This is a genomic window from Erythrobacter sp. YT30, from assembly GCF_001542875.1.
GTDB lineage: Bacteria > Pseudomonadota > Alphaproteobacteria > Sphingomonadales > Sphingomonadaceae > Erythrobacter.
Window position 1 is genome coordinate 1,386,095 of sequence record NZ_LMAF01000002.1, and the last position, 24,097, is coordinate 1,410,191.

At 56.7% G+C, this 24,097-nt stretch carries 29 protein-coding genes; 12 read left to right on the plus strand and 17 right to left on the minus strand.

Translation table 11 applies throughout. The features are described from left to right. Positions 1–238 precede the first annotated feature (238 nt). Both AUC45_RS16200 and AUC45_RS11320 read right to left on the minus strand, forming a co-directional pair. Positions 239–577, minus strand: a complete 339-nt coding sequence (locus AUC45_RS16200; protein WP_067602507.1) for a TrbC/VirB2 family protein — start codon at positions 575–577, stop codon at positions 239–241. Between the two features lie 242 nt (positions 578–819). Next, positions 820–1,023, minus strand: a complete 204-nt coding sequence (locus AUC45_RS11320; RefSeq protein WP_067602510.1) for a helix-turn-helix domain-containing protein — start codon at positions 1,021–1,023, stop codon at positions 820–822. 322 nt (positions 1,024–1,345) lie between these two features. On the opposite strand from AUC45_RS11320, the gene AUC45_RS11325 reads away from it, so the two are divergent. After that, the gene (locus AUC45_RS11325) at positions 1,346–1,987 is read left to right on the plus strand and encodes a hypothetical protein (protein WP_156423831.1); all 642 of its coding nucleotides are present in this window, start codon (positions 1,346–1,348) and stop codon (positions 1,985–1,987) included. A gap of 14 nt (positions 1,988–2,001) precedes the next feature. Here the strand turns inward: AUC45_RS11325 and AUC45_RS11330 are convergent, their stop codons facing one another. The 9 genes from AUC45_RS11330 to AUC45_RS11365 all read right to left on the minus strand — a co-directional run bounded on the left by AUC45_RS11330 (position 2,002) and on the right by AUC45_RS11365 (position 9,848). Then, positions 2,002–2,418 carry a DUF5681 domain-containing protein gene (locus AUC45_RS11330; protein WP_067602516.1) on the minus strand — a complete coding sequence of 139 codons (417 nt, stop codon included), beginning with the start codon at positions 2,416–2,418 and terminating at the stop codon, positions 2,002–2,004. After that, positions 2,411–3,742, minus strand: a complete 1,332-nt coding sequence (locus tag AUC45_RS11335) for a DNA methyltransferase (protein WP_067602519.1) — start codon at positions 3,740–3,742, stop codon at positions 2,411–2,413. Before AUC45_RS11335 ends, AUC45_RS11330 begins: the two co-directional genes overlap by 8 nt. A 373-nt stretch (positions 3,743–4,115) precedes the next feature. Beyond that, the gene (locus tag AUC45_RS11340) at positions 4,116–5,525 is read right to left on the minus strand and encodes a hypothetical protein (RefSeq protein WP_067602522.1); all 1,410 of its coding nucleotides are present in this window, start codon (positions 5,523–5,525) and stop codon (positions 4,116–4,118) included. Next, the gene (locus tag AUC45_RS11345) at positions 5,525–7,363 is read right to left on the minus strand and encodes a carbamoyltransferase (protein ID WP_067602525.1); all 1,839 of its coding nucleotides are present in this window, start codon (positions 7,361–7,363) and stop codon (positions 5,525–5,527) included. Before AUC45_RS11345 ends, AUC45_RS11340 begins: the two co-directional genes overlap by 1 nt. A gap of 15 nt (positions 7,364–7,378) precedes the next feature. Further along, the gene (locus tag AUC45_RS15890; RefSeq protein WP_197409552.1) at positions 7,379–7,528 is read right to left on the minus strand and encodes a DUF5989 family protein; all 150 of its coding nucleotides are present in this window, start codon (positions 7,526–7,528) and stop codon (positions 7,379–7,381) included. Between the two features lie 25 nt (positions 7,529–7,553). Continuing rightward, positions 7,554–7,991 (minus strand): SxtJ family membrane protein, encoded by a 438-nt coding sequence (locus AUC45_RS11350; protein ID WP_156423832.1) that lies wholly within the window; start codon positions 7,989–7,991, stop codon positions 7,554–7,556. Between the two features lie 177 nt (positions 7,992–8,168). Next, entirely contained in the window at positions 8,169–8,852 is a 684-nt protein-coding gene (locus AUC45_RS11355) for a DUF2490 domain-containing protein (RefSeq protein WP_067602532.1), read from the minus strand. An 82-nt stretch (positions 8,853–8,934) separates the two neighbouring features. After that, complete coding sequence (locus AUC45_RS11360) at positions 8,935–9,129, minus strand: hypothetical protein (protein ID WP_067602535.1); 195 nt, start codon at positions 9,127–9,129, stop codon at positions 8,935–8,937. Positions 9,130–9,266: 137 nt separating this feature from the next. Further along, positions 9,267–9,848, minus strand: coding sequence for a phosphoribosyl-AMP cyclohydrolase (locus AUC45_RS11365; RefSeq protein ID WP_197409553.1), 582 nt, complete (start codon positions 9,846–9,848; stop codon positions 9,267–9,269). A gap of 189 nt (positions 9,849–10,037) precedes the next feature. On the opposite strand from AUC45_RS11365, the gene AUC45_RS11370 reads away from it, so the two are divergent. Genes AUC45_RS11370 through AUC45_RS11385 form a run of 4 tightly spaced genes read left to right on the plus strand, consistent with a single transcriptional unit; the run spans position 10,038 to position 14,176 of the window. Further along, positions 10,038–11,135, plus strand: a complete 1,098-nt coding sequence (locus AUC45_RS11370; protein ID WP_067602538.1) for a sensor histidine kinase — start codon at positions 10,038–10,040, stop codon at positions 11,133–11,135. After that, on the plus strand, positions 11,132–11,785 hold the full coding sequence (locus AUC45_RS11375) for a response regulator transcription factor (protein WP_067602540.1): 654 nt from the start codon (positions 11,132–11,134) through the stop codon (positions 11,783–11,785). The genes AUC45_RS11370 and AUC45_RS11375 overlap by 4 nt, the downstream gene beginning before the upstream one ends. 23 nt (positions 11,786–11,808) lie before the next feature. After that, on the plus strand, positions 11,809–13,731 hold the full coding sequence (locus tag AUC45_RS11380) for an ATP-binding protein (protein WP_067603837.1): 1,923 nt from the start codon (positions 11,809–11,811) through the stop codon (positions 13,729–13,731). Positions 13,732–13,738: 7 nt separating this feature from the next. After that, the gene (locus AUC45_RS11385) at positions 13,739–14,176 is read left to right on the plus strand and encodes a response regulator (RefSeq protein ID WP_067602543.1); all 438 of its coding nucleotides are present in this window, start codon (positions 13,739–13,741) and stop codon (positions 14,174–14,176) included. Positions 14,177–14,237: 61 nt separating this feature from the next. Here AUC45_RS11385 and AUC45_RS11390 read toward each other — a convergent pair whose 3' ends face one another. After that, positions 14,238–14,726, minus strand: a complete 489-nt coding sequence (locus AUC45_RS11390) for a hypothetical protein (RefSeq protein ID WP_067602546.1) — start codon at positions 14,724–14,726, stop codon at positions 14,238–14,240. Then, positions 14,723–15,052, minus strand: coding sequence for a PadR family transcriptional regulator (locus AUC45_RS11395; RefSeq protein ID WP_197409554.1), 330 nt, complete (start codon positions 15,050–15,052; stop codon positions 14,723–14,725). The genes AUC45_RS11390 and AUC45_RS11395 overlap by 4 nt, the downstream gene beginning before the upstream one ends. A gap of 84 nt (positions 15,053–15,136) precedes the next feature. On the opposite strand from AUC45_RS11395, the gene AUC45_RS11400 reads away from it, so the two are divergent. Next, complete coding sequence (locus AUC45_RS11400; protein WP_156423834.1) at positions 15,137–16,369, plus strand: hypothetical protein; 1,233 nt, start codon at positions 15,137–15,139, stop codon at positions 16,367–16,369. A gap of 37 nt (positions 16,370–16,406) precedes the next feature. Here AUC45_RS11400 and AUC45_RS11405 read toward each other — a convergent pair whose 3' ends face one another. Then, positions 16,407–16,838 (minus strand): VOC family protein, encoded by a 432-nt coding sequence (locus tag AUC45_RS11405; protein WP_067602555.1) that lies wholly within the window; start codon positions 16,836–16,838, stop codon positions 16,407–16,409. 116 nt (positions 16,839–16,954) lie between these two features. Here AUC45_RS11405 and AUC45_RS11410 point away from each other — a divergent pair, with 116 nt between their 5' ends. Genes AUC45_RS11410 through AUC45_RS11425 form a run of 4 tightly spaced genes read left to right on the plus strand, consistent with a single transcriptional unit; the run spans position 16,955 to position 20,414 of the window. Then, the gene (locus tag AUC45_RS11410) at positions 16,955–17,614 is read left to right on the plus strand and encodes a glutathione S-transferase family protein (protein WP_067603839.1); all 660 of its coding nucleotides are present in this window, start codon (positions 16,955–16,957) and stop codon (positions 17,612–17,614) included. A gap of 39 nt (positions 17,615–17,653) precedes the next feature. Beyond that, entirely contained in the window at positions 17,654–18,811 is a 1,158-nt protein-coding gene (dapE, locus tag AUC45_RS11415; protein WP_067602558.1) for a succinyl-diaminopimelate desuccinylase, read from the plus strand. A 7-nt stretch (positions 18,812–18,818) separates the two neighbouring features. Then, positions 18,819–20,075, plus strand: a complete 1,257-nt coding sequence (locus tag AUC45_RS11420; protein ID WP_067602561.1) for a dicarboxylate/amino acid:cation symporter — start codon at positions 18,819–18,821, stop codon at positions 20,073–20,075. A 39-nt stretch (positions 20,076–20,114) separates the two neighbouring features. After that, on the plus strand, positions 20,115–20,414 hold the full coding sequence (locus AUC45_RS11425; protein ID WP_233998721.1) for a GIY-YIG nuclease family protein: 300 nt from the start codon (positions 20,115–20,117) through the stop codon (positions 20,412–20,414). Between the two features lie 265 nt (positions 20,415–20,679). Here the strand turns inward: AUC45_RS11425 and nth are convergent, their stop codons facing one another. Together nth and dapB are read right to left on the minus strand one after the other, a co-directional pair. After that, positions 20,680–21,330: an endonuclease III gene (gene nth, locus AUC45_RS11430; protein WP_067602566.1), complete on the minus strand. Its 651-nt coding sequence runs from the start codon at positions 21,328–21,330 to the stop codon at positions 20,680–20,682. 14 nt (positions 21,331–21,344) lie between these two features. Next, positions 21,345–22,085 carry a 4-hydroxy-tetrahydrodipicolinate reductase gene (gene dapB / locus AUC45_RS11435; RefSeq protein WP_067602568.1) on the minus strand — a complete coding sequence of 247 codons (741 nt, stop codon included), beginning with the start codon at positions 22,083–22,085 and terminating at the stop codon, positions 21,345–21,347. A gap of 36 nt (positions 22,086–22,121) precedes the next feature. Between dapB and AUC45_RS11440 the strand changes: the two genes are divergently transcribed. Both AUC45_RS11440 and AUC45_RS11445 read left to right on the plus strand, forming a co-directional pair. After that, positions 22,122–22,829 carry an NAD-dependent deacylase gene (locus tag AUC45_RS11440; RefSeq protein WP_067602571.1) on the plus strand — a complete coding sequence of 236 codons (708 nt, stop codon included), beginning with the start codon at positions 22,122–22,124 and terminating at the stop codon, positions 22,827–22,829. 3 nt (positions 22,830–22,832) lie between these two features. Then, positions 22,833–23,177: a hypothetical protein gene (locus AUC45_RS11445; protein WP_067602574.1), complete on the plus strand. Its 345-nt coding sequence runs from the start codon at positions 22,833–22,835 to the stop codon at positions 23,175–23,177. Positions 23,178–23,207: 30 nt separating this feature from the next. On the opposite strand, the gene AUC45_RS11450 is transcribed toward AUC45_RS11445, so the two are convergent. Next, positions 23,208–24,059: a HesA/MoeB/ThiF family protein gene (locus AUC45_RS11450; protein WP_082701097.1), complete on the minus strand. Its 852-nt coding sequence runs from the start codon at positions 24,057–24,059 to the stop codon at positions 23,208–23,210. Positions 24,060–24,097: the final 38 nt, after the last annotated feature.

Consider the following 24,097-nt stretch of genomic DNA (forward strand, 5'->3'; position numbering starts at 1 on the left):
CTTCCCCTGTTGCTCACGTAGGGGAAACTACTGATCGGCTCTGGTCAACGAATGTTTTGAAAGTTCAGCGTCTTCTAAATCTGAAAACCGCAGAAACCGGATGTACGAGCGCCTGTAGCTCTACAGAAAAAAGTAACCCCCAAAAAAGACTTTTGTTTGCGTCGGTAGCGGCCAAAACTGCGGTTGGTTTCGTACGACTCGACGTGCAAACTGCGTATTCGGTCGCACGACCGAACGCTTATTCACGCCGAAGCGATGCACTTGGATTGGGATCATCTCCAAGCGGTGGCAATTCTCGCGCCTCTACGACAATAGTTCGAGGCGCCGCGTCGTGAGCGGACGAACCTAAAGTTGAAAAGCCCCCCGCAATCGTAGGCGCCGACAACAGCACGAAGATGCCAATCACGCACCTTGCTCCTAATTGAAAGGAAATACGTCCCTGAAGGATTGAGAAACCAAGCAGCGCTACTGCAATTACGCACAGCGTGATTGCTATGTCGCTTAACACAATGCTTTCAAGCCAATCGGTTGCGCTCGAAATGGAAGTGTTGGATGGTTCGAACAAGGTAGTTTGCATGCTAACTCTTTTTTGGATTAGGCTATCGAATAACTCGCAGAGGCCCAGCCACAATTCAATGGGAGAAGGGTTCAAAGACGAGAACGGGGTTTGTCAGGGTGGCTGAAAAGGTGGCTCAGACAAGCCACTCAGTTTTTTCTTCAAATTTTCTAGTTATTTGAACAGTCCCGTGGTGCATCTCGACAGAGCTAAACAGACCGGTTTTTCATTCCCATGGACGACCAGTCCAATGAAAATCCGGTCTAGTCGATCAATGCGCCTGCGTTGACCTCTAGGGCGATAGCCAACCGTTCAATCACTTCTATTGAAGGGTTACGCGCACCGCGTTCCAGATCGCTGATGTAAGTTCGATGGATGTCGGCCTGATGGGCAAACTCTTCCTGGCTCCATCCCTTATCAAGACGGAACTTGCGTAAGTTCGCGGCGAGGCGCTGTCGAATACCCACTCGCGCAATTGAAGCCGATGTCGTCGATCAATCTACAGACGATCAGTGACATTTTGCTTGACTGAGCGAGCTATGCGAGCAGTAGTGATGTCACTTATCGACGACATAAAGGTATAAGATGTTTATTCCAGCGAAAAGCTTGCAATGGATTGCTGTGGCGGGAAGCATAGCTGCTGCGGTTGTAGTAGTGCCACCCGCCTCGTACGCGCGCGAACAGCAAGGTGATGAGTCAGGCGTCGCTGGCAATTCTTCCGTAAGGATTGTCGACGAGCAGATTGAATCAGCCGTGCCTCCTATGCTTTGGCAAGATTTGAGGGTTGGCATGTCACCGGAAGAAGCACTTGCAATCATTCGTGATATTCCTGAGGTATCGAGCGCGAGACAGTATCGGCGAAGGGCAGATGATGACCCCAGTCAGCTTCGGATTTCACTTCGTTCTGAAAAGATCCAGATTGCAGGAATGCCATTCGAGATCGAACCGCGTTTTGCAAAACGGCGCCTTGATCAGGTCTGGCTCGTTTCAACCGCTCAATGTAGCAACAATGCCGTTGCGTTGCTTGAAGAACTCTCAGCGGGCCTCGCTACCAAATATCCGGAAGCCATTTTTGAAGAGGAGTTCAGCCGCGTTGACCTCTCTCGAGCGCACCGCAATTCTCGCAGCAGCGGGCAAAGCGTTCGTTTCTCGCGCATCTATAGTTCACGCGATGTCGCAGTTGTCTTAACCTTCTCATTCTCTTCAGAAAGCCCGCCGCCTTATCCCGGGTCTCGCAATCGTTTTGCTCTCTCGCTCTACCAGATTGCCCGCAGCAACTATCGTCAAAGGTCACAAGACTGCGATGGCACCGGTCACAACAGAATGGGCATAGCGCTCCAATACATGACCCGTAGCTCCTTTGATGCTCGAGCCGCCAAGCTCGCGGAGGAGATCGAGGGCGAAAGAGCTGAGCTCATCGATCAGCTCTAAAGGCATCGGCATTCCTAGCAGCTATCTATTGGCCCCTTAGGACACGTATCATAAACTGGCTTCACTTCATTGCCGACAAACTCGACGATTAGTTTGCGAGGGCCATCCTCGCTAAGGTCGGGACGAACATCGTCAATCTCTGACTCCTTGATCAGCTCAAAAAGCCGCAGCATGTCGCGCGGTGACGTTCGAGCCTCATTGAGAAAATTCCTCAGCATCGCCTCGAACCTAGTCATTTGGACCCTTTTGCCATCAATCTTCACCGTTACCTTTTCGTACAATAGCCTCGCCAACATTGCATCAGCATTCTGCCGATGTTTCGACTTTCGCCTGCCGGCTGCAGCCTTGTTCCCTTTCTTGAACTGGTGTTGCTTTGGCGGCTTCTTGTAACCAACCTCATAGTCTGCATCGTCATCCTCTACTTCATCCATTGTCCGCCTCCGTGGTTGCAGCTGGCGAAATCGTTGCGGCCTCCTTTTTCCTGACTCTAAATGGCTCGACACCCGTCGCTTCACGGAACCGATGCAAGATGATGTCGCAGTAATGCGGATCGAGCTCGATCAATGCGGCTCGTCGCTTTGTTCTTTGCGCAGCTAGAGCAGTCGTTCCCGATCCTGCGAATGGATCAAGCACCAGGTCACCTGGATTGGAACAATCAAGGATGGCATCGGCCACCATTTCCAAATTCTTGACGGTCGGATGGAGGCTCAGTGCTTTAGAGCGTCCTCGCCCGAATGATCCCATCCCTGGATAGGTCCAGACGTTTGAACGATTGCGACCGTGACGGCCAAGTTCGACATTGTTGATGTGCGGCTCGGAGCCAGATTTGAATACAGCGATGAACTCGTGACGACTGCGGTAGAGCGAGCCCATAGATCCCGTCCCTTTGTCCCAAACGCAGATTGCTTTGAGCTCGTCAAACTGCTTGTGGCCGACGCTTACCAGCAGATCAATCTGCCGCCAGTCCATGCAAATGAAGTGGATGGCTCCATCCTTTGTCGAAGCGATCGAAAACTGGATAAAGCGCTCTAGAAACTCACCAAATGTCTTCCGTGACATCTCTCCGCTTGCTTGCACGAAGTCCTGATGCTGAACTTTCCCTCTGCCAGAAGCAACACCAGCGATCGGCAAATTGTAGGGCGGGTCGGTAAACACCAGCCCCGCCTTTTCTGAACTAAGCAAGGTTTCGTAGCTCTTTGGGTCAAGCGCATCTCCGCAATAAAGTTTGTGTTTGCCGAGTTGCCATAGATCGCCAACTCTGCAGCGCTGCTCTACGTCTGTGGCGAGGAACTCCGCCTCCTCAGTTTCGCTTTCGTCCCGGCTCTTCTCGATCAGATAGTCGATTTCACCAATCTCAAAACCCGTATCGATTATCTCAATTGCGCCCTCGAGTTCGAGTAAAGCGTTGAACTCGATCGCCAGCTGCTCTTCATCCCATTTGCCTTGTTCCGCCAGCTTGTTGTCAGCGATGACGAACGCTCGGCGCTCGGCTTCCGTGAGATGATCAATGCACACCACGGGCAATGTCTTCTCACCGAGCTGCTTGGCTGCCTCTAGTCGACCGTGCCCGCACAGCACCATGCCGTCTCCATCGACGAGGAGCGGCACCAGAAATCCAAACTGTCTGATTGAACGGCAGATCTTTGAGATCTGCTCCTTGGGATGCAGCTTCGCGTTATCAGGATTTTCGCGGAGCTCTTCGATCGAGCGATACTCGACTTGTAGCTCATTTCTGAGTTTATTTGAGATTGTCATTTTTCACCTTCCAGATGCTTGAAAAAGGTGATTCTGAACCGAACGAAATTCGTCCGTAAGGCTGAAGTAAGAAATTCAATTTCCGGCTAGTTTGATAGGGTTTGCTCAATTGCCGTTTACGTTGGGAGAATTCCCGTCGAGCAAAGGAAAAATTCCCGTTCTGAGATTTCGGAAGCATCCCGATTGAGGTGGTAAGAGACTGCAATTACGCGATAAAAGCGAACGTCTGGTTCTCTTGACAGACTCAAACTAGGCCAAAAATCCCGTTCAAACGGGACTTAGTTCCCGTAGACGGGTTAGAGGTGGACTGGGCCATTCACCATCCGTTTCCTCTTAAAGCAACGCGACAATTGGTAGCCGGGCTGGCTTTGGCTCAGCTTCCCGATTGGGGGCTGGCGTCTGCGTTCGTCTCTTGCTTGACGCCGCCTTGAGATACGACCCATTCATTGATCGCTTCTGCCGCCACCTGGGCGCCTTCGGGGCTGAAATGCGCATCGGGCGCATAAAGCGCTGTCGGATCTTCGGACCTCGCGAATATGTCGGTTAGGTCGATCACTTCAATCCCGTTTGCCTCGGCTGCGGCCAGCACGTCGCCGCGCAATTGATCGTAGACGAAGGACTTGTTGAGCAAGCCGCGATACCGCACGTCCTGCGGGATATAGACAAGCGCGAACTTGCCGCCCCATTGCTCGGTCAACTCTTTCGAGCGCGCAAGTATATCGCTGTAAATCGGTTGCTTTTTGGATACTCGCGGGTAATCGAGACCCAGCACGCTCCACACTTCATTGAGCGCGATGACATTGCGCAGGAATGAGGATTTGGTGAGCACATTGGTGGGTGAGACTTGCCGGCTCCACCAATCCTGAAACAGCGTATCGATCGCTGCCTTTTGATCTTCGGTCAGCTCTGGCTCACCGAAATCAACGTCTTCCTCAAGCGCAGGCATGAGCCATTCCATCTGCGTTTCGCGCTCAAGGTTCTGCCAATCATTACCCTCGAAAAATGCCATCACGACATAGTCGGGTTCATAATGCGATGCGTACCGGCCAAGGATGGCAAGTTCGAGCAAAGGGCCGCCTGAGCGAATGCCGAAGCTGACAGAGCGGGGCTGGAGCGTGCGCATGCGATCAAGCAGCGTGTCGCCTTCGAATTGGCAGTGCCCCTCGACAAAGGAGTCTCCGATGATCGCGAGGTCGATTGTGTCCTCATAGATCGTGTCGGGATTGTTAAAACCGTACCGGTCGGCGGTGTAGTAGACAGGAGCGCCCTCATTGGCGCACAGCAGAACTTCCTGATTGGGCGCGCCTGCAAGGACCGACTGATCGAGCGCCTTGATATCGAGGTCGGATTGAATCTGTTTGCTGCTGAACATGGGCGGCAGGTTCGATTGGCCTCGAACGGCTGCGTCTTCCGCGCCGCCTTCGGGTGCGAGCATCCCGACCATGTTGAAGATCGCGAACAGCAGGCGGGCGTTCAAAATGATCTCGATGATCAGGAGCGCGAACAAGGCGGCCGCCGAAATCAAACCGACATTGGCAGCGCGAGGTGGCGACAATTTGCGGCCAGCGTAGATCAGCAGCCCGGCAATCGCCAAAGGGGCGCCGATATAGCGAAGAAAGCGCGGCACATCGGCCCCGTATTCAGAGAAATTGAGCGCGGCATATCCCGCTATCAGTATGAAATAGCTCGCCGGAATGAGGCACAGCAGCATGGCAAGCGCGCGGCTGATGGGCCGTTTTGTATTGTCAGTTCCCTGCGCTTCAGGGGAGAGGGTTTGTGTCATCAATCCAGCTCGAACATGTCGGTGTAGTCCTCGGCGAGCTTTGGATCCTGTTGATCCTTGTAAAGCACGCAATTGCCGATCGTCAGCACATCAAGGCCCGTGCCCATGAAGCAGCGAAATGCGTCCTCGGGTGTGCAGACGATGGGTTCACCGCGCACGTTAAAGCTGGTGTTGATCAGCACGGGGCACCCGGTGCGCTCTTCAAAGGCGGATAGCAGCTCCCAGTATTTGGGATTGGTGTCCTGGTGCACTGTCTGGATGCGCGCGGAATAATCGACATGGGTGATGGCGGGGATCGAAGATCGCGCGACATTCAATTTGTCGATACCGAACAGCTGCTGCTCTTCCTCGGTCATTTCGCGGCGCGTTTCTTCTGCTACATCGCCGACAATCAGCATGTACGGGCTGTCACGGTCATGATCGAACCATTGCGATACGTTCTCGCGTTTGACGGACGGGGCAAAGGGGCGGAAGCTCTCGCGGAATTTCACTTTGAGGTTCAGCGTTTTCTGCATGGTCGGTGATCGCGGATCGCCGAGGATGGACCGTCCGCCCAAGGCGCGCGGGCCAAATTCCATACGGCCCTGCATCCAGCCAATGGCTTTGCCGTCGGCGAGCGCATCGGCGGTTTTGGCGATCATGTCTGCATCGCTGACAGTCTCGAACTTTGCGCCCATGGCGGTGAGGCGCGCCTCGATTTCGTCCTGCTCGAACACGGGGCCGAGGTAGGAGCCCTTCATCGTGTCTTTGCCGGCGATAGGTGTCGCCCGGTCTTGCCCAAGGAATTGGTGCCAGGCGGCGATCGCTGCTCCCAACGCTCCACCCGCATCGCCAGCGGCTGGCTGAATCCAGATGTCGTCAAAGATGTTTTCGCGGAGCAATTTGCCGTTCGCGACGCAATTGAGCGCAACGCCGCCTGCAAGGCACAGATTGCGCTCGCCTGTTTCCTTGCGGATCGAGCGGGCAAGCTTGATGACGATTTCCTCGGTCACTTTCTGGACAGAGGCAGCGAGGTCCATTTCGCGCTGCGTCAATTCCTGTTCGGGTTTGCGCGGCGGCCCATCGAACAATCTGTCGAACGCCTTCGACGTCATCGTCAGACCCGAGACATAGTTGAAGTACTTCTGGTTGAGCTGGAAGGTCCCATCAGCCTTCACATCGATCAGGTGATCAAAGATTTTCTGGGTGTATTTGGGCTCACCATAAGGCGCGAGGCCCATCACCTTGTATTCGCCCGAATTGACCTTGAAACCGGTGTAATAGGTGAAAGCGGAATAGAGCAGGCCCAGCGAATGCGGGAAGTGCAATTCCTTCGTGATTTCAAGGCTGTTGCCGCGCCCCTGACCCAGCGAAGTGGTGCACCATTCGCCAACGCCATCCATCGTCAGAACGGCAGCGCTTTCGAAAGGAGACGGGAAGAAGGCGCTTGCGGCGTGCGACTGGTGATGCTCGGTGAAGAGCAGCGAGCCCTCCCACGATTTTGTGCCTGCAATCTTGCCCAGTTCCTCGCGCAGCAGGCGCTTTTGAAACAGCTTGTCCTTGATCCACAGCGGGATCGCCATGCGGAACGAATTGAAGCCGGTTGGAACCGTAGCGAAATAGGATTCCAGCAGCCGTTCAAACTTCAGGAACGGCTTTTCGTAAAACACCACATGGTCAACGCCGTCGACCCCGCACCCCGCCTCTGAAAGGCAGTACTCGATTGCCTTGGTTGGAAAACGCGGATCGTGCTTTCGCCGCGTAAACCGCTCTTCCTGAGCGGCAGCCACGATCCTGCCGTCTTCGACCAACGCAGCCGCGCTGTCATGATAGAACGCTGATACCCCCAGAATGCGCATGATCTGTGCCGCGGATCAGAATATGCTGTAGATGAACGGGGCGACAGCTGTGCCCTGTGTCAGCACGATCAAGGCGCCAAACAGCAACATGATCAACAGGATCGGCGCCATCCAAAGCTTTTTGCGCGCTTTCAAAAAGACAAACAGTTCCTTCAGCAGCTCCATGGCTGTGTCCTCTCTACGTCAACCTTCAGAATTGGTTGGTCATTGTTTCGGGTTCGGGCCCGGCGGGATCCCGCTCGACCCAGAATGATTGCGCGTCCGGCTGCGGCCTTTGGCGCAGGGCATCGCGGCGGAAGACCTTCATGATCAGCCCGATGGGGACGAACAACACGAAATACATGATCCCCATGATGATCGGATTGACGATCATGGCGAGGAGCAGACCAAACTTGGTCCATACCTTGTTGAGCGGGGACAAGACTTTCGGGGCGACAATGCCGAACAAAACAAGCAATGTGCCGGGCGCTGCCACAGCTATGGTGCTGGTCTGGCCCGCATCAAAGAACCACAGCCTGACAAAAGCGATCGCGAGAAGAATGACGCCGACCGTCAGGCCAAAGGCCCTGTCGGACGAGGTCTTTATCTCGTGATAGTCCTCAAATGCTTCGTGTCTGTTGCCAGCCATCTTGTTCCAGCCCATCCCCTATTTGTAACAAGGTGTTAACACAGGAGCGGGCCGAACGGCGAAAGCCATATCGTATAGAAATCGACAAAATCGATATACCGCAAAAGTATAGCGGCGCATTGCAAGCAAAATGATCCGGACCTCTAAGTCCGGCACTAAGTAAGGCTGCTCGCGGGTCTAGAAATTCATAAAGACATTGACGTTGGCAACGTGATCCATCCGATCTTCGCCATCGCGAAAAACGGTTTGATTGAGGTATCCGGGCACAGCCTGCACGCCTTTGGCAATCGGGATCGAAACCCCCACAAAGTTACGCCAAACGCTCAATCCGCCGCGCTGAAATTCGGTTTCGTTGAGCTCAATAAACGGCTCGGTGTAGGCGACGAATTGGTTGTTTTCGCTGATCGGGACGCGCAGCTGCACAAAGTTGCGAAAGCGCCATGACGTGCCATCGCCTTCTTCGAAAGTGCGCTGTTCAAGCCGGGTGCGCGAATCGAGCGTCACCCCGTCCTTGTCGAGCAGTCGGACGTTCAGCTCCTGATAGAAACGGTGTTCATTGATTTCGACTGGCCCCACCGGATCAGTCAGGATGTAAGCGTAACCTCCGCCGATATTCACGTCTTTGCTGATGCGGTATCCAACCATTGAGCGCAAAAGCAATTGGCCCAGCCTATCGGCATCGTTGGTAAAACGCTCCTGCGCTTCGCCGCGAATGTACCAGTCGCTGTCTTCGCCCAGATCAATCACAACGAACTGGCCGGTCCACACGTTGAAATCATCTTCTGTCGCTGCGGCAGGCTGCGCGATCAGGACGGTGGAAAGCGCTGAAAGCGCGATGGCGGAGCGGCGTGCAACGATCATGAGTATTCTCGCGATTGGAAAAGGGAAAAACAAATGCAGCCGCTCCCCAAAAGAAGAGAGAAGCGGCTGCAACAAGGGTCTGTTAAAAAAGGTTATTCTGGCCTGCGCCAAGTTTGTCCGAAAGGTCTGCAGTCATGTCGTAAGATTCTCCATTCGACATAACGCTAGCAGCGTCTCCTTTGATCCCGGCAGGATCAGCGCTGTTCTGCGCGCTCGCAGATCGTGCGTTTGGGAGAACGCGCGGAGCTGCAAGCAGCGCGCCTTTCAAATTGAGCATGACGTACTCGTGGTTTCCAGGAGAAGTGAGAAAATATTGGGCGGGCGACACCGGGTCAGATGTCGCCCGCCAAAAGCGCCTATGACAGGGGGGGGAGGGGCTGATTCTTAGGCGCTTTCTTTCTCAGTCAGTCTTGATCAATCGGCAGCAGAAGCCACGGCAACCGGTGCGAATGGCATCGAGCTGTGGTGCGTGTTGATCTTCAGATTGCCGTCTTCGTCGCGGACATATCCGAAGGTGTATTCAACCTTGGTCACGCTGCCGTCTGCGCCAGTGAAGTAGTAGTTACCCATGGCCATCGCGTTGTCATCATCGGTGACAATGCCTTCGTTCTCGAAGCGGACAGCTGTCCAGCCTTTAATCGCAAAGCCGCTGTCTTCAGCGCGCATGCCTTTGACGAAGTAGCTCAGCGCCTCGTCATAGGTGCCGCGGAACTGGTCTTCAGCAGCAAGCGTCGGCTTGAAGAGCACCATGCCGTTGTCATAGTTGTAAAGCGTGTCGAGGTGATTGCGTGCGGTTGCAACGTAATCGCTGCCCTCGGTGTGTGCGGCAGAAATCGCAACGATGCCGTCGCCCCATGCGCGCTGAGCGGCTTCAACTTCTTCGGTGGTGATGGCTGCAGGAGCGCTCTGCGCGATTGCAGGCATGCCAACAACGGCAGTGGTTGCAGCAGCGCCAAGAGCAGCAAGGCCGAGCGAACTTTTGAGTGAGATAGACATAAAACTTCCTCTTTTCGAACAAAGGGTGCTTTGAAAAACTTGGAGCCCCCAAAAAACTGTGACGACCATTTGCGGCCGGTGAGCTTTAGATACGTTGAGACGAGCTTTGCGTAATCAGCCGGGTGGCTTGCTGTCCGGCGTACGCCGAATGGCCTATGCGTTTTTCGCAGGAAGCATTAGTTAGGGCGCATGGACCACCGCATTTCCGCTCTGCCAAACGATAGCGAAACCATCGCCGAACTGCGCGAGTTATATAGAGCGGCTGAATCGCGTGCGGCGCGATTGCGGCTTTTATCGGTTTCGGGACAGGATTTGGCCAAGGCCGAAGCGAGCACTCTCGATGACATATTAAGTAAGTGCGCCGAACGACTGGCATTCTTTGTCGGAAGCCGATCAGGCTCGGTTTCGGCTGCCGATGAGAGCGCCGCCGGCATAGACATTTACGCGCCGGGACAGGATGGGCAGGTCGTTGCGAAACTGGTGATCGAGGGGCTTTCAGGTCTGGACGCCATTCCCGATGCCGAAGATCGCGAAGCGTTTCGCATGCAGCTTGATATGATGGGCACGACGATTGAACGCATCCGCACCGAGCGCGAGCGAAGCGCGCTGCTTGCTGAACTTCAGGAGCGCGAAAAGACGCTCGAAATGCTGCTCGAAAAGATATTTACAGCGCAGGAAGAAGAACGCCGCCGTGTCAGCCACGAATTGCACGATGGTGTTGCGCAGACGGCCACCGCGCTTGTGCGCTTGCTCGAAGGGTCAGAAGCACGGCAATCGAGCAGCGCTGTTGGCGTTTCGCAAGCCGAGGTTGCGCGTTCGCTTGTATCTGAACTGCGCCGAGTGATCGCTGGGCTAAGGCCGACCTTGCTCGATGACCTTGGCTTTTTGGCAGCGCTTCATTCGCTTGCCGATGGATTGGAGACGCAGGGATTTAATGTCACGGCCCGCCTTGAAGGCGATGACCGGTCGCTATCCTCGCTGCACGAAACAGCCCTGTTTCGGGTCGCACAAGAAGCGATCACCAATATCCAGAAACATGCGGGCGGCCCTTGCGACGTTTCAATCGAAGCGCGGCTCGATAGCGATCCCATGGTCCTCAGCATTGCTGACAAAGGACGCGGCCCTTCGGCTGAAACGCGCGCATCGGCGGGACTTGCCGGACACAATGTCGGCATTGACGTGATGAAAGAGCGTATGACAGCCATTGGCGGCGCGCTCGATTGGCAAGCAGGAGAAGCGGGCGGTGTGACAGTCACGGCGACGCTTCCAAAAAGGTCCCAAAGATGAGCGGGCCGCGCATTCTAATCGTTGATGATCACCAGCTTGCCCGCGAAGGTTTGCGAGCGGTTCTGGCAGGTGATGGATTTGATATTGTAGGGCTTGCCGAAACGGGTGAGCAGGCGATTGAGCTTGTCCAGGATCTCAAACCTGACATTGTCCTGATGGACGTGCGCCTTGGCGAAGGGATAGACGGGCTGGAGGCAACGCGCCGTATCGCGGCTATGGGCCTTTCGACGCGCATCATCATGCTAACGCTTCACGATATGCCAGGCTATGTTCGAGAAGCGCTTGCTGCGGGCGCTGCGGGTTATGTTCTGAAAGATACCGCGATTGGCGATTTGCGATCGGCAATTGAGCAAGTGATGGGCGGGCAGTCCGCCATCCCGCTCGATCTGGTAAGCGCTGCGATGAGATCGAACGCCCCGGTGAGCCGCGCCGGCGATCTCGCTGAAATACTCACTCCCCGCGAACAGGAAGTGGTGGGCTATGTCGCCGAAGGTCTGACCAACAAGGAAATCGCTCGCAAGCTTGATATCAGCCCTGCCACGGTCAAAGTTCATGTTGAACGCTTGATAGGCAAACTGGGCGTCGCTGATCGGACGCAAGCCGCTGTCCTTGCCGAAAAAATGAAATCAACCGGGAAAAGTGCGTTTTGACAGATCATCGGGGGGCAATGTCGATGCGGCTTTGGACCGACCGTCCGCTCGCATTCAAGGGGCTGGTGGTCATTGCTTTGCCGCTCGCGGTGCTCTTGGGGGCGCTCGTATCGCTTTACCTTGCCAGCAGCGCTGAAGCCCGCGCCGAAGACGATGTGCGTCGTGCCTTTGCCATCCAGCGCGACATCTATCAGGTCCACGCGCTTCTGGCCGAGGCGGCGACGGGTGTTCGCGGATATGCGCTTACGGGCGAAGATCGCTTTCTCGAACCCTATAGAAAATCAGAACGGGAATTGCCGCCAACACTCGAGCGGCTCGATATTGCGATTGAGGATGAAGTCGTCAGTCGGTATTTTGAGGACCTTCTTCTGGTCGTTGAAGAAAAGCGCGAAGGGCTGAGATCCACGGTCGCGCTTTCCGAAATCCCTCAGGCATCGAGCCGCGAGGAAATCGAAGAGGCGTTGATCGCCAACAAGCTCGCACTCGACAGTGTGCGGCGCGAAATTGACAAGATCCAGCAGCGCGAAGCTGTCGTTCTCGATGAACGCCGCGCACTGGTTGACGATGTTCGAACGCGGTTTTTGACGCTTACAGCGGTGAGCGGGATTGTGGGGCTTCTGGGAAGTCTGGCCGCGGTTTACTTGTTTTCGACCGGGATCGTGCGCCGTGTCAGCAAACTAGAGAGCAATGCCGAATTGCTCGCGCGCGGGGAGCGGCTGACCGAGCTGCCTGAAGAGGCCGATGAGATCGGGCGTTTGACCCAGCGCCTCGTCGGGGCAAGCGCGCTTTTGAGGAAACGCGAAGAAGACTTGCGCGCCAGTGAAGAACGCTTTCGCCTCGTGATCGAAGGGGTGCGTGATTACGGGATTTTCGCGCTGAGCCCCGATGGCATAGTCACAAGCTGGAATCTGGGCGCCGAACGCATCAAAGGCTGGCAGGCGCACGAAATTCTTGGCGAGCATTTCAGCACGTTTTATCCAGACGACACGCGCGATTTCCTTCCCAAGCAAATGCTCGAACGCGCCCGCGCTGATGGATCGGCAGAGGACGAAGGCTGGCGCCTGCGCAAGGATGGATCGCGGTTTTGGGCCAATGTTGTCATCACAGCACTGCGCGATGAGGACGGAGAACTGCAAGGCTTTGCCAAAGTCACTCGCGACATGTCCGAACGCCGCCGCAGCGAAGAAGCCTTGCGCCTGGCGCGCGAGGAGGCAGAAGCGGCCAACCTTGCCAAGAGCGAGTTCCTGTCGCGCACCAGCCATGAATTGCGCACGCCGCTCAATGCGATCCTGGGCTTTGGGCAATTGCTCGAAATCGATGTTGAGGATTTCAATGAGCCCCACCGCGAGGCGATAGACCGGATCACCATGGCAGGCCGCCACCTGCTCGCGCTGATCAACGATCTGCTCGATATTTCCAGCATTGAGGCGGGCGGCGCGGATCTGCAATTCGAAATGCTCGATGTCGCAAGCGTGCTGCGCGAGGCGCATGATCTTGCCGATCCGATCGTCTCCAGCGCGGGGCTTTCGTTTGAAATGAGCCTGCCGGAAAGCGCGCTTGCCGTCAGGGCAGATCGTCGCCGGCTCACACAGGTGATCCTCAATCTTGTCGGCAATTCAGCGAAATACAACACCGATGGCAGCTATGTGAGACTGGGCGCGGCGCAGGATGACGAGGGGCAAGTGTCCTTCTTTGTCGAGGATGATGGCCCGGGCGTTGATCCTGACAAGGCATCGCGCCTGTTCACCGCGTTTGATCGGTTGGGCCAGAACAAGAAGACGAAGACCGAAGGGACTGGCCTTGGCCTCGCGCTTTCAAAGTCGCTGGTAGAGTCCATGAACGGGGTTATCGGGTATTCGAGCAACGATCCGGGCGCACGCTTCTGGTTTCGTCTGGCGGCAAAAGATGCCGCGTCTTCCGATGTGATCGAAGCGCAGGAGAGCTGAAGCACCCATGCCCGTTCAACTGATCGAGCCTGAGAAAATCCTCGGTTGCCGCATCCTTGCGATCGATGATGAGGAAGCCAATGTCGTGCTTCTACGCAATTTGCTGCAGCGCGAAGGCTACACCGATGTGCATTGCCTCACCGATTCAAGCGAGGCCCTTAAAACCTATATCGATATCGAGCCTGATCTGGTCCTCCTCGATCTGATGATGCCCGAGATTGACGGGTTTCAATTGCTGGAAGCGTTTTCGCGCCACGATGCAGCCGATGAATTCCGCCCCGTTCTGGTGTTGACGGCGGACACGACAATTCAGGCAAGGCGCAAGGCACTGGCGCTGGGCGCAAAGGATTTCGTCTCCAAGCCGTTTGACCTGATCGAAGTGGGTTTGCGGATTTCAAACCTGCTCGAAACGCGGCTGCTTTATGAGCGGGTGCGCGCAGTATAACGGGGCACCCAGCCGAGCTGTTCTCCTGTTGAGGTGCGCGCTGGCTTTAGGGCTCGCAATCCTATGGCACGGCCAGAAATACAAAGAGACACAGCCACAATGCTGCTCCCATCGCGATTGCGATTTTGCCTGTCTGGCTCCGGCGTGAGAGAAATCCGAGAACGCAGGCAAGGCCACCACCAAGCAATGTACCAAGCAGCATCAGCGCGCCGCCCAGATCGGGGTCCGCCGAGAGAAATGCCGCAATCATAATCGCAATCCCGACAAGAGCGCTGGCCAATGCGAACATGCCGGTCAGGCCATGCTCGTTGGCTGGTGGTTGCGGCGATGCGGCTATCTCGGGATCGGAAAAGCCGTTGATGAATGCGATCAATTCACTTTCGGACACCGAAGGATCATTGGCGATCAATTCTTCGACATGTTCGCGCGCGCCTTGGGCAATTGAGCCCATTTCATCAAGGTCATAGCCAGATGCTCGAAGCGACTGTTCGAGCTGCGCGATGGCTTTCTCGATATGCGCTGTATCGATTCTTTCGGTCCCAAATGTCATGATGTCTCGCCCCCGATTACAGCACCCACATCCTCTCTCATTTCACCCCAGAACGAAGCCATCCCTTTTAGGCGCGCGCGGCCATCCGCATTGAGCGAAAAATAGCGTCGCTTGGGACCGCGCTCGGAAGCTCTCATCTCCACTGCCACCAATCCCTCTTTCTGGAGGCGGGCAAGCAAGAGGTAGAGCGTGCTCTCTTTCATCGAGAGCGATGGGTGCAGCGCAAGCCTTTGCGCGATCTGGTACCCGTAGGCCGGGCCATCATCGAGCAGGGCGAGCACGCACAACTCCACAACCCCTTTGCGCATTTCACCTGACCAAGCCACGAACTCCGCGTCCCCACTATTCTGTATTGTAGAGTAATAGCTTCGCTGCTAGCGACTATACTCTGTGACGCAGAGGAGTACGTGATGTCTCGGTGTTATGCAATTGCTTGCCTTGCGGCTGTGTTGTCGCTTTCCGCATGTGGGAATGATGAAGCCAGCCCATTGCCCAATCCGGCTCCTGTTGTTGGAGGATTGCCGCCAATAGCGAGCAACACCGGGTTCGAAATCGCGCGACTGGCCGATGGCCCGCACATGGGGATCATCGTTGGGTTTGATGATTTGTCTCAAGGCCCCTTTGATAGACAAATGCGCTCGGCTGCCTTGCTGGATGAGGCAGCATCGAGCGGGGCCAGCATCAGCCGCATCCAGTTGGACTGGCCAGAATTGGAAACACAGCCCGGACAATCCGAAGCTGCCCCTCTCGCAGAAGCGCTGGAAACCGCGCGACAGAGGGGACAGCTGGTCTTTGTGACCCTGTCCACGCTCGATTCCGATGGCCTAACGCTGCCGGAAGACCTGCTGGATGGTGATGGAAAGCTGAGGGATGGCCTTTCGCTCGCATCCCCGGAAGTCCTGGAGCGCTTTCAAAGATTTCTGGACTGGATGGTGCCGCTGCTTGGCCCTGATGTGTGGGCGCTTTCCATGGGTAATGAGGTGGATTCGCCGATCGCCGACGGGCTTGTTCCGGCTGGCGATGCCTTGGTATTTTATCAAGCCGGTGCGCGGCGGATTAAGGCGATTGACCCTGATTTGGCGACGACAGTTACGCTTACCATCGGTGCGCCCTCGACCGTTCCCGATTTTGCAGCGCAGCTAAACGACAGCCTGGATGTGGCAACTGTCAATCACTATTGCCTTGATGCTGAACTCCAAATCGCCGGACAGAGCCAATGGGAACGCGACGTTCAGATCATGAAAGATATGGCGCGCGGCCGACCGATAATGATCCAGGAATTAGGCTGTCCCGTCAGCTATGCGGGTGACCCGGCGGCTTTTGCATCGAGGACTGGTACGATGAATGGCAGTCAGGATCTGCAGGCTGAATACTTCGCATTCTTTGATCGCCTGTATGCCGAGGATCCGCAATTCAGGGCTGCAACCGTTTTTCAGCTGTTTGACTGGTCCCCGGAATTGGCGGAGATGTTCGGAGATTTCGTTCGCGCGGAAGGCGAGCCACTGGCTGGTGACCGGTTGGAAGAATGGCTTGCTACGGTTGGCACTTGCCGATGGTCGGATGGAACTTGCAGGCCGGCTTGGGATGTGTGGCTCGCGTCCCTTTCGAGACAGTCACAAATTCGCGCACAGATGGCTGATTGAGTGGTGTTGCCAGTGGCCGGTCTCGCCGCCGATCCGCCTATTTCGCAAACAGTGCTGCTGGATCTGCAAACGCCTTGAATTCAAGCGCATTGCCTGCCGGATCGCGCAGGAACATCGTTGCCTGTTCGCCCTGTTGGCCTTCGAAGCGGATCGTGGGTTCAATCACGAAATCCATGCCTGCGGCGCGCAATCTGTCGGCGAGATCGCGCCAGTCTTCCATACCGAGGACCAACCCGAAATGCGGGACGGGCACATGTTCGCCATCGACTTCATTGTGCGTTCGGTCGCCTGCATCCTTGCTCATATGCGCGACGAGCTGGTGGCCATGAAAATTGAAATCCACCCATTCCTCGCTTGATCGCCCTTCGGCACAGCCCAGCACTTCGCCATAAAAGCCTCGCGCGGCGGCAAGATCATCGACGGGAAAGGCGAGATGGAAAGGGGGTAAGTGCGTTTGGGTCAGATTCATGGCGAGGCGTTGTCCGTTACTCTTTGATACACTCCCGTAACCTGTTCAGCCTCGACAGCGAAAGCCTGAATATCTAGGACATGGCCGAAACAGCGGCAAAAGGTGGAACTGCGCGCGTGAAACTGATCATTGGAAATAAGAACTATTCAAGCTGGAGCCTTCGCGGATGGCTCGCGGCCAAGCAATCGGGCCTGTCGTTTGAAGAGATCACCGTGCCGTTATTGGGTGAGCAATGGGAAGAGCGCAAATCTCAGGAAGATTTTCAGCCATCGTCCGGCAAGGTGCCGATCCTGTGGGATGGCGACAACGTCATCTGGGATAGCCTCGCGATCCTTGAATACCTTGCTGACAAGGTGGGGCGGGATCGTTTCTGGCCCAAGGACGATGCACCGCGCGGAATGGCGCGCTCTTTGGTGGCTGAAATGCATTCCTCCTACGCCGCCTTGCGCAGCGATATGCCGATGAATGTGCGCCGCCGGATCCAGCTGCAAAACCTGTCGGACCAGGCCAAGGAAGACATCGTGCGCATTCTGGGCCTGTGGGCAGAGGCACGCGCGCGTCATGGCAGCAGCGGGCCATTCCTGTTCGGCACTTTTGGCGCGGCCGATATCTTTTACGCACCGGTGGTTTCCCGCTTCATCACCTACGGAATCGGCGTCCCCGGATTTGCGCAAAGCTATATGGAAGCGATCTGGGAACACGCCTGGATGCAGGAATGGATCACCGCGTCCGAAGACGAACAATGGGTGATCGAACAATATGATACGGTTACGTGATCGCTTGCGCCGCCCAATAGGCGTGCTACCCCACGCGGGATGAGTGAAGTTTTAGATTATGCCAAGGCGTTGATCGCGGCGCCCAGCGTTACGCCAGCAACAGGCGAAGTGTTCGACGTGATGGAGGCGCTGCTTGCGCCTTTGGGTTTTGACATTCACCGTTTCCAGCGCGGTGATGGGGCTGAAGGGACCGACGAGGCTCCGGTCGAAAACCTCTTTGCCATTCGCAAAGGGCCCGAAGGGTCGAAGCATTTTGCCTTTGCCGGCCATCTGGACGTGGTGCCACCCGGCGAGGGTTGGACAAGCGCACCCTTCGAACCCGAAGAACGCGGCGAACTTCTCTATGGCCGCGGCGCGGTCGATATGAAGGGCTCCATCGCGTGCATGATCGCAGCGGTGAAAGACGTCCCGCAAGACGCAGGTACGATCAGCTTTATCATCACCGGCGATGAAGAGGGCCCGGCGCTCCACGGGACCCGCGCTTTGATCGACTATATGCGCGAAGAGGCGCTAGAGCCTGATCTGTGCCTTGTCGGAGAGCCAACCTCGGTCAACCAGCTGGGCGATATGATGAAGATCGGGCGGCGCGGCTCGGTCAATATCTGGCTGACGGTTGAAGGCACGCAGGGCCACGTTGCCTATCCGCATCTCGCCGATAATCCCCTGCCCAAGATGGTCGCAATCCTTGCAGAATTGGATGCACTAACGCTCGATACCGGGACCGATTGGTTCCAGCCTTCCAATCTCGAGATCACCGATATGGAGGTCGGCAATAAGGCGCACAATGTCATCCCGGCAGAGGCAAAGGCGCGTATCTCGATCCGTTTCAATGATCTACACACGGGCGCCAGCCTTTCCGAACGCGTCGCAGCCATTGCCGAAAAGCACGGCGGGCGCGCGCTGCCGATCATTTCGGGCGAGCCTTTCCTCACCGAACCCGGCGCCTTTTCACACATGCTCGCAGACGCGATTGAGGCGGAGACGGGCAACAAGCCTGAACAATCCACCACCGGCGGCACGTCAGATGCGCGCTTTCTGCGCAGTGTCTGCCCGGTGATCGAATTTGGCCTGTGCAACGCGACCATGCATAAGCGCGATGAGGCCGTCGCCATCGCTGATCTTGATGTGCTAGCCCGCATCTATCGGCGCGCGGCACTCGGCGCTCTTGCGCTCAAAGATACCAAAGAAGAGGCGTAACTCTCCCATGAAATCCTGGTTCGCAATCCCCCTGTGGCAGCGCGTCATCGGTGCGCTCATCCTTGGCATAATCGTCGGTTTTGCCTGGGGGCCGGATGCCGCGAGCATCAAGATTATCGGCGATATCTTCATTGCCTTTATCAAGATGCTAGTGGTGCCGCTGATTTTCTTCAGCCTCGTTGCAGGGGTCGCGAGCATTGGCGATCTCAAGAAACTGGGCAGTGTTGGCTGGCGCGCTCTTTTGCTGTTCGTGGTGACAGGCCAGATCGCGGTTTGGCTCGGCCTAGCTATCGGAACGATCGTGCAGCCTGGTTCCGGCCTCGATGCGAGCGGAATGGACCTTGATGCCGCCGCGCTGGAACGTGCGCAGGAACGTCAGGAAACGGGCGTGACGGTTCAGCAGATGATCCTCGAAATGGTGCCATCCAGCCCCGTCCAGGTGATGGCAGACGTCAATGTGCTCCCACTCATCATCTTCTCGCTCCTCATTGGCATCGGCATTCTGATGGCGAAGGAAGAGGGCGAGCCGGTGCTCAAAATCTTCGATAGCGGCAGCATCGTCATGCAAAAGGTGACGATGGTCGTGATGGAATTGACCCCGTTCGGCGTTTTCGCGCTGATGGCGTGGGTTGCGGGCACGTTGGGGCTGGAGGCGCTGCAGGCACTCGGGATTGTGGTGATCCTCAACTACCTCGGATGCTTCCTCATCATCGGCCTGATTTATGGCGGGATGATCAAGTTTATCGCGCGGCTGCCCGTGATCGATTTCTTCCGCGGCATCGTGGATGCGATTGCGGTGAGCTATTCAACGGCAAGCTCAAATGCGACATTGCCGGTGACACTGCGCTGCGCGAGACGGAACCTGGGTGTTTCAAACTCGGTCGCGAGCTTTGTCATCAGCCTAGGCGCGACGATCAACATGAACGGCACCGCGATGTATCTGGGCCTTGCGACCCTGTTCGGCGCGCAGGTGTTTGGCGTGGACCTGACTTGGGGCGACTATTTCCTAATTTCCATCCTCGGCACGCTGGGCGCGATTGGCGCGGCGGGTATTCCGGGCGCGGGCCTTATCATGATGGTGCTGGTGTTCGGCGCGGTGGGCGTCCCGCTCGAAACGATCGCTCTGGTCGCCGGGATTGACCGGATCATGGACATGATGCGCACCACAACCAATGTGTCAGGCGATGCGGCGGTGGCGACAACCGTTGCGAGCCTGACAAACGAGATCGACCGCGAGGAAATGATCTCGGCGGATGATGTTTAGGCGCCCTGTGTCATGCCCGCGAAGGCGGGGATCCATGGAGTGAGCGATCAGCCCTTTGCATGGGTATACATTCTCGCAAGCCAGAAAAGCGGCACGCTTTATGTTGGTGTGACCACGCGTCTGATCGAGAGGATAGCGGAGCATCGTGAGGGCCGCGCCGCAGGTTTTACCAAGCGCTACAAAGTGGATCGGTTGGTCCATCTGGAACCTTTCGGCGATATCAATGACGCTATCGCCCGTGAAAAAGGGCTGAAGAAATGGCGGCGGGCCTGGAAGGTGGAGTTGATTGAGAAGGGCAATCCGGATTGGCGCGATCTTTGGTATGATCTGAACCGGTGAGCGGCTTATTGTCTCGGTCCATGGATTCCCGCCTTCGCGGGAATGACAAAGGGTGCGGTGTCCAAGGCCCCTAGCGCCCGCGCCACCCTCAAGTGTCATCCCCGCGCATGCGGGGATCCAAGGAGTGACGGAGCGGCCTTTTGGATAGTCTCGGGTTTTCGCAGCCTCACTGCAAAGTCGCTCCTTTTTGAAAGTGAGCAACTGCGTGTTTCGCAAGATCAGACTTTGGATTCCCGCCTTCGCGGGAATGACACGAGTGCTGGGACTACCTCCCCTTCGGCTTCTCCAGCACCTTCTTCCTGAAGCTGCACAAATCCACCAACTCACACCGCCAGCACTCCGGCGTGCGTGCCTTGCAGACATAGCGCCCATGCAGGATCAGCCAGTGATGCGCGTGGAGGCGGAAAGGCTCCGGCACGCGTTTTTCGAGTTTTTCCTCGACCTTTTCCGGCGTTTTGCCTTTGGCAAGCCCTGTGCGATTGCCGACGCGCAGGATGTGCGTATCGACCGCGAAGGTTTCCTGTTTGAACCAGCAATTCAGGACCACATTCGCCGTTTTGCGCCCCACTCCGGGAAGGCGCACCAGATCATCGCGTGTGTCTGGAACTTCGCCGCCATATTCATCGACGAGCAGCTGCGACAAGGCGATCACGTTCTTCGCCTTTGAGTTGAAGAGGCCGATCGTCTTGATGTGGCGGATCAACTCTTCGAGCCCCAGATCGAGCATTTGCTGCGGCGTCGTCACCTTCGCAAACAGCGCACGCGTCGCTTTGTTGACGCCCACATCGGTCGCCTGCGCTGACAGGGCGACCGCCACGACAAGCTGATAGGCGTTGCCGTATTCCAGCTCGGTCTCAGGCTCGGGATTGCCTTCTGCCAAGCGCCGGAAGAATTCGAAAATCTGGTCTTTGGTCATTTTGTCCTGTGCGATCAGATGCCAAGAACATCATTCATCGAGTATCGCCCTGCGGGTTTCCCCATTAGCCATTCTGCCCCGCGCACGGCTCCGCGTGCAAAAATGCTCCGGTTTTCTGCCGAGTGGGCAAGGGTGATCCGCTCTTCATTGCCTGCAAAGATCACGCTGTGCTCGCCTGCAACCGTGCCTCCGCGAAGGGTTGCAAAGCCAATATCGCCATCGCGCCGCGCGCCAGTATGGCCGTGCCTGCCGCTATCCATTGCATCCGAAAGGCTAACTCCCCGCGCTTCAGCCGCAGCCTCACCCAGCAGCTTTGCCGTCCCCGAAGGCGCATCGACTTTCATCCGGTGATGCATTTCGAGAACTTCGATATCCCAGTCCGGTCCAAGCTTTGCCGCGGCTTCTTTCACGAGATGGGCAAGCAGTGTGACGCCCAATGATGTGTTGCCGGTTTGAAGGACCGGGATGGTCTTTGCCGCTTCAGCCAATGCGACAAACTGATCCTGTTCGAGACCTGTCGTTCCGACAAGGATCGGAACGCCCGCAGAGCACGCGGCTTTGAGATTGGCTGCAAGCGCATCGGGCGATGAAAAGTCGACCACCACATCTGCCTGGCCAAGCAGTGGCTCTGGATCGCCGCCCAGATCGACCCCGACGCGAAATTCGTGCCCGGCTTCCTCAACGGCTTCGGCGATAGCCAGGCCCATGCGCCCTTTATGGCCAATGATCGCGAAGCGGATTTTTGACTTGCTCATTGCCTTTGCTCCGATGCCTGTGGGAGAATGCGCTCCATGGCAGGAATTGAACGCATCGTCATCCTTACAGGCGCAGGAATTTCCGCAGAAAGCGGCATAGACACTTTTCGCTCTGCAGGCGGTTTGTGGGAACAACACAGGGTCGAAGATGTGGCGACGCCGGAAGGCTTTGCGCGCAATCCTGATCTGGTGCTCGGCTTTTACGATATGCGGCGAGAGGCGCTCGCCAAGGTGGAGCCCAATCCTGCGCACCGGGCGCTGGCGCGGCTCGAAGCGGAGTTTCCGGGCGAGCTGCTGCTGGTGACGCAGAATGTCGATGATCTGCACGAGCGCGGGGGATCAAAACAGGTGCTGCACATGCATGGCGAATTGAAGAGCGCTTTGTGCTCATCGTGCGGGGTGCGCATGCCTCATGATGGTCCGATGTTGGATCGGCCAAAATGTCCTACATGTGCGATGCCATCACTGCGCCCGGACGTCGTGTGGTTCGGCGAAATGCCCTACCAGATGGAGCGTATCTACAAAGCACTCGCGGTGTCCGATCTGTTCGTAAGCATCGGCACGTCAGGCGCGGTCTACCCGGCGGCAGGCTTTGTGCAGGAGGCCCGAGCGGCGGGAGCGGAGACGCTGGAGCTGAACCTTGAACCGAGCGAGGGGAGCCACTTCTTCGCAGAATCGCGCCACGGCCCTGCCGGTGAACTGGTGCCGCAATGGGCGGAAGAGGTGCTGCAAACACGCCTTTAACCCATGTTTGGTATCACTCCGGGAGTGTCCATAAGAACGCTCATCCCGGCGGTGATTTTCGTGCCGCCCTTCCTGTATCTGGCTTTCAGCTGGACTGATTGCATCGACGGCGCGTGCGATAGCGGGAGCGACACCTCTTTCTATCTCATTGTCGCCATTGTGACATTTCCGCTCGTGATCCTGTTACTGGGTATCGGATCAGCCTTGCGCGGCACTGGATCATTGCGAAACGCTCCACAATCCAAGAACCATCTGGAGGCGTTTGGCGCAGGGCTTGATTTATCGCTCGCGTTCAAACTGGTGCTCATTGCAATCGCCGGATTCGCGGCGATGTATGCCATCGCATGATGATGCTGACTTATCTTCGTGGAGAACCGGTCAGGCTCCCATTCCGCATCCCTTACAGGCAGGGTCTTTGGATACGCGAATAGAGCGCATGCCAGGCTGCAGACCGTCGAGGATATGCAACTGCCCGAACATGGGATCGCCAAACGCGCTGACGCCCTGGAGCAATATGCGGACGGCCTGCATCGCGGCAAAGCTGCCTGTCCATCCCGCCATCGCACCCAGCATTCCGTCATCTGCGCAGGTGTCGCAGTCTTCCGCATCGAAGGCATCTCCGACAAAGCAGCGATAACACGGCTGATCGGGCAAATGCCCGGCGAAGGCGCCGACCTGTCCTTGAAACCGGCCGACGGCAGCCGACAGCAGAGGTGCGCGCTCGGCAACGCAGGCGTCTGACACAGCGAGCCTGGTTGCGAAATTGTCCGTCCCATCAAGCACAAGATCGGCGCCTGAAATCAGGTCTCCGACATTTTCACTGGTGATCCGGCTGTCGGAAATCGCGACGTCCAGCGCGTCATCGAAATTGGCGAGCCAGCGACGTGCGCTGGTCGCCTTGCCGTGCCCCACATCGCGAGTGGTGAAGATTGTCTGACGCTGGAGGTTCGACACATCGACCGCGTCATCATCGATCAGCGTAAATCGGCCAACCCCGGCGCCTGCCAGATATTGAAGCGCTGGCGAGCCAATCCCGCCCAGGCCGACGACAACCACATGCTTGGAAGCGAGCGCCATCTGGCCAGCGCCGCCAATCTCAGGAATGACGATGTGGCGGGCAAACCTATCAAGACGGGCAGGCGAGAGGCCAGACGGCGTCCGCCCGCTGTCATTTGCATCAGAGCCCGTCGATACCTCTGTGGGTGAGTTTGTGAACAACCTGTCGACCATGACAACTCTGTTGGCAGGCTGTGGACGCCTTGTGAATA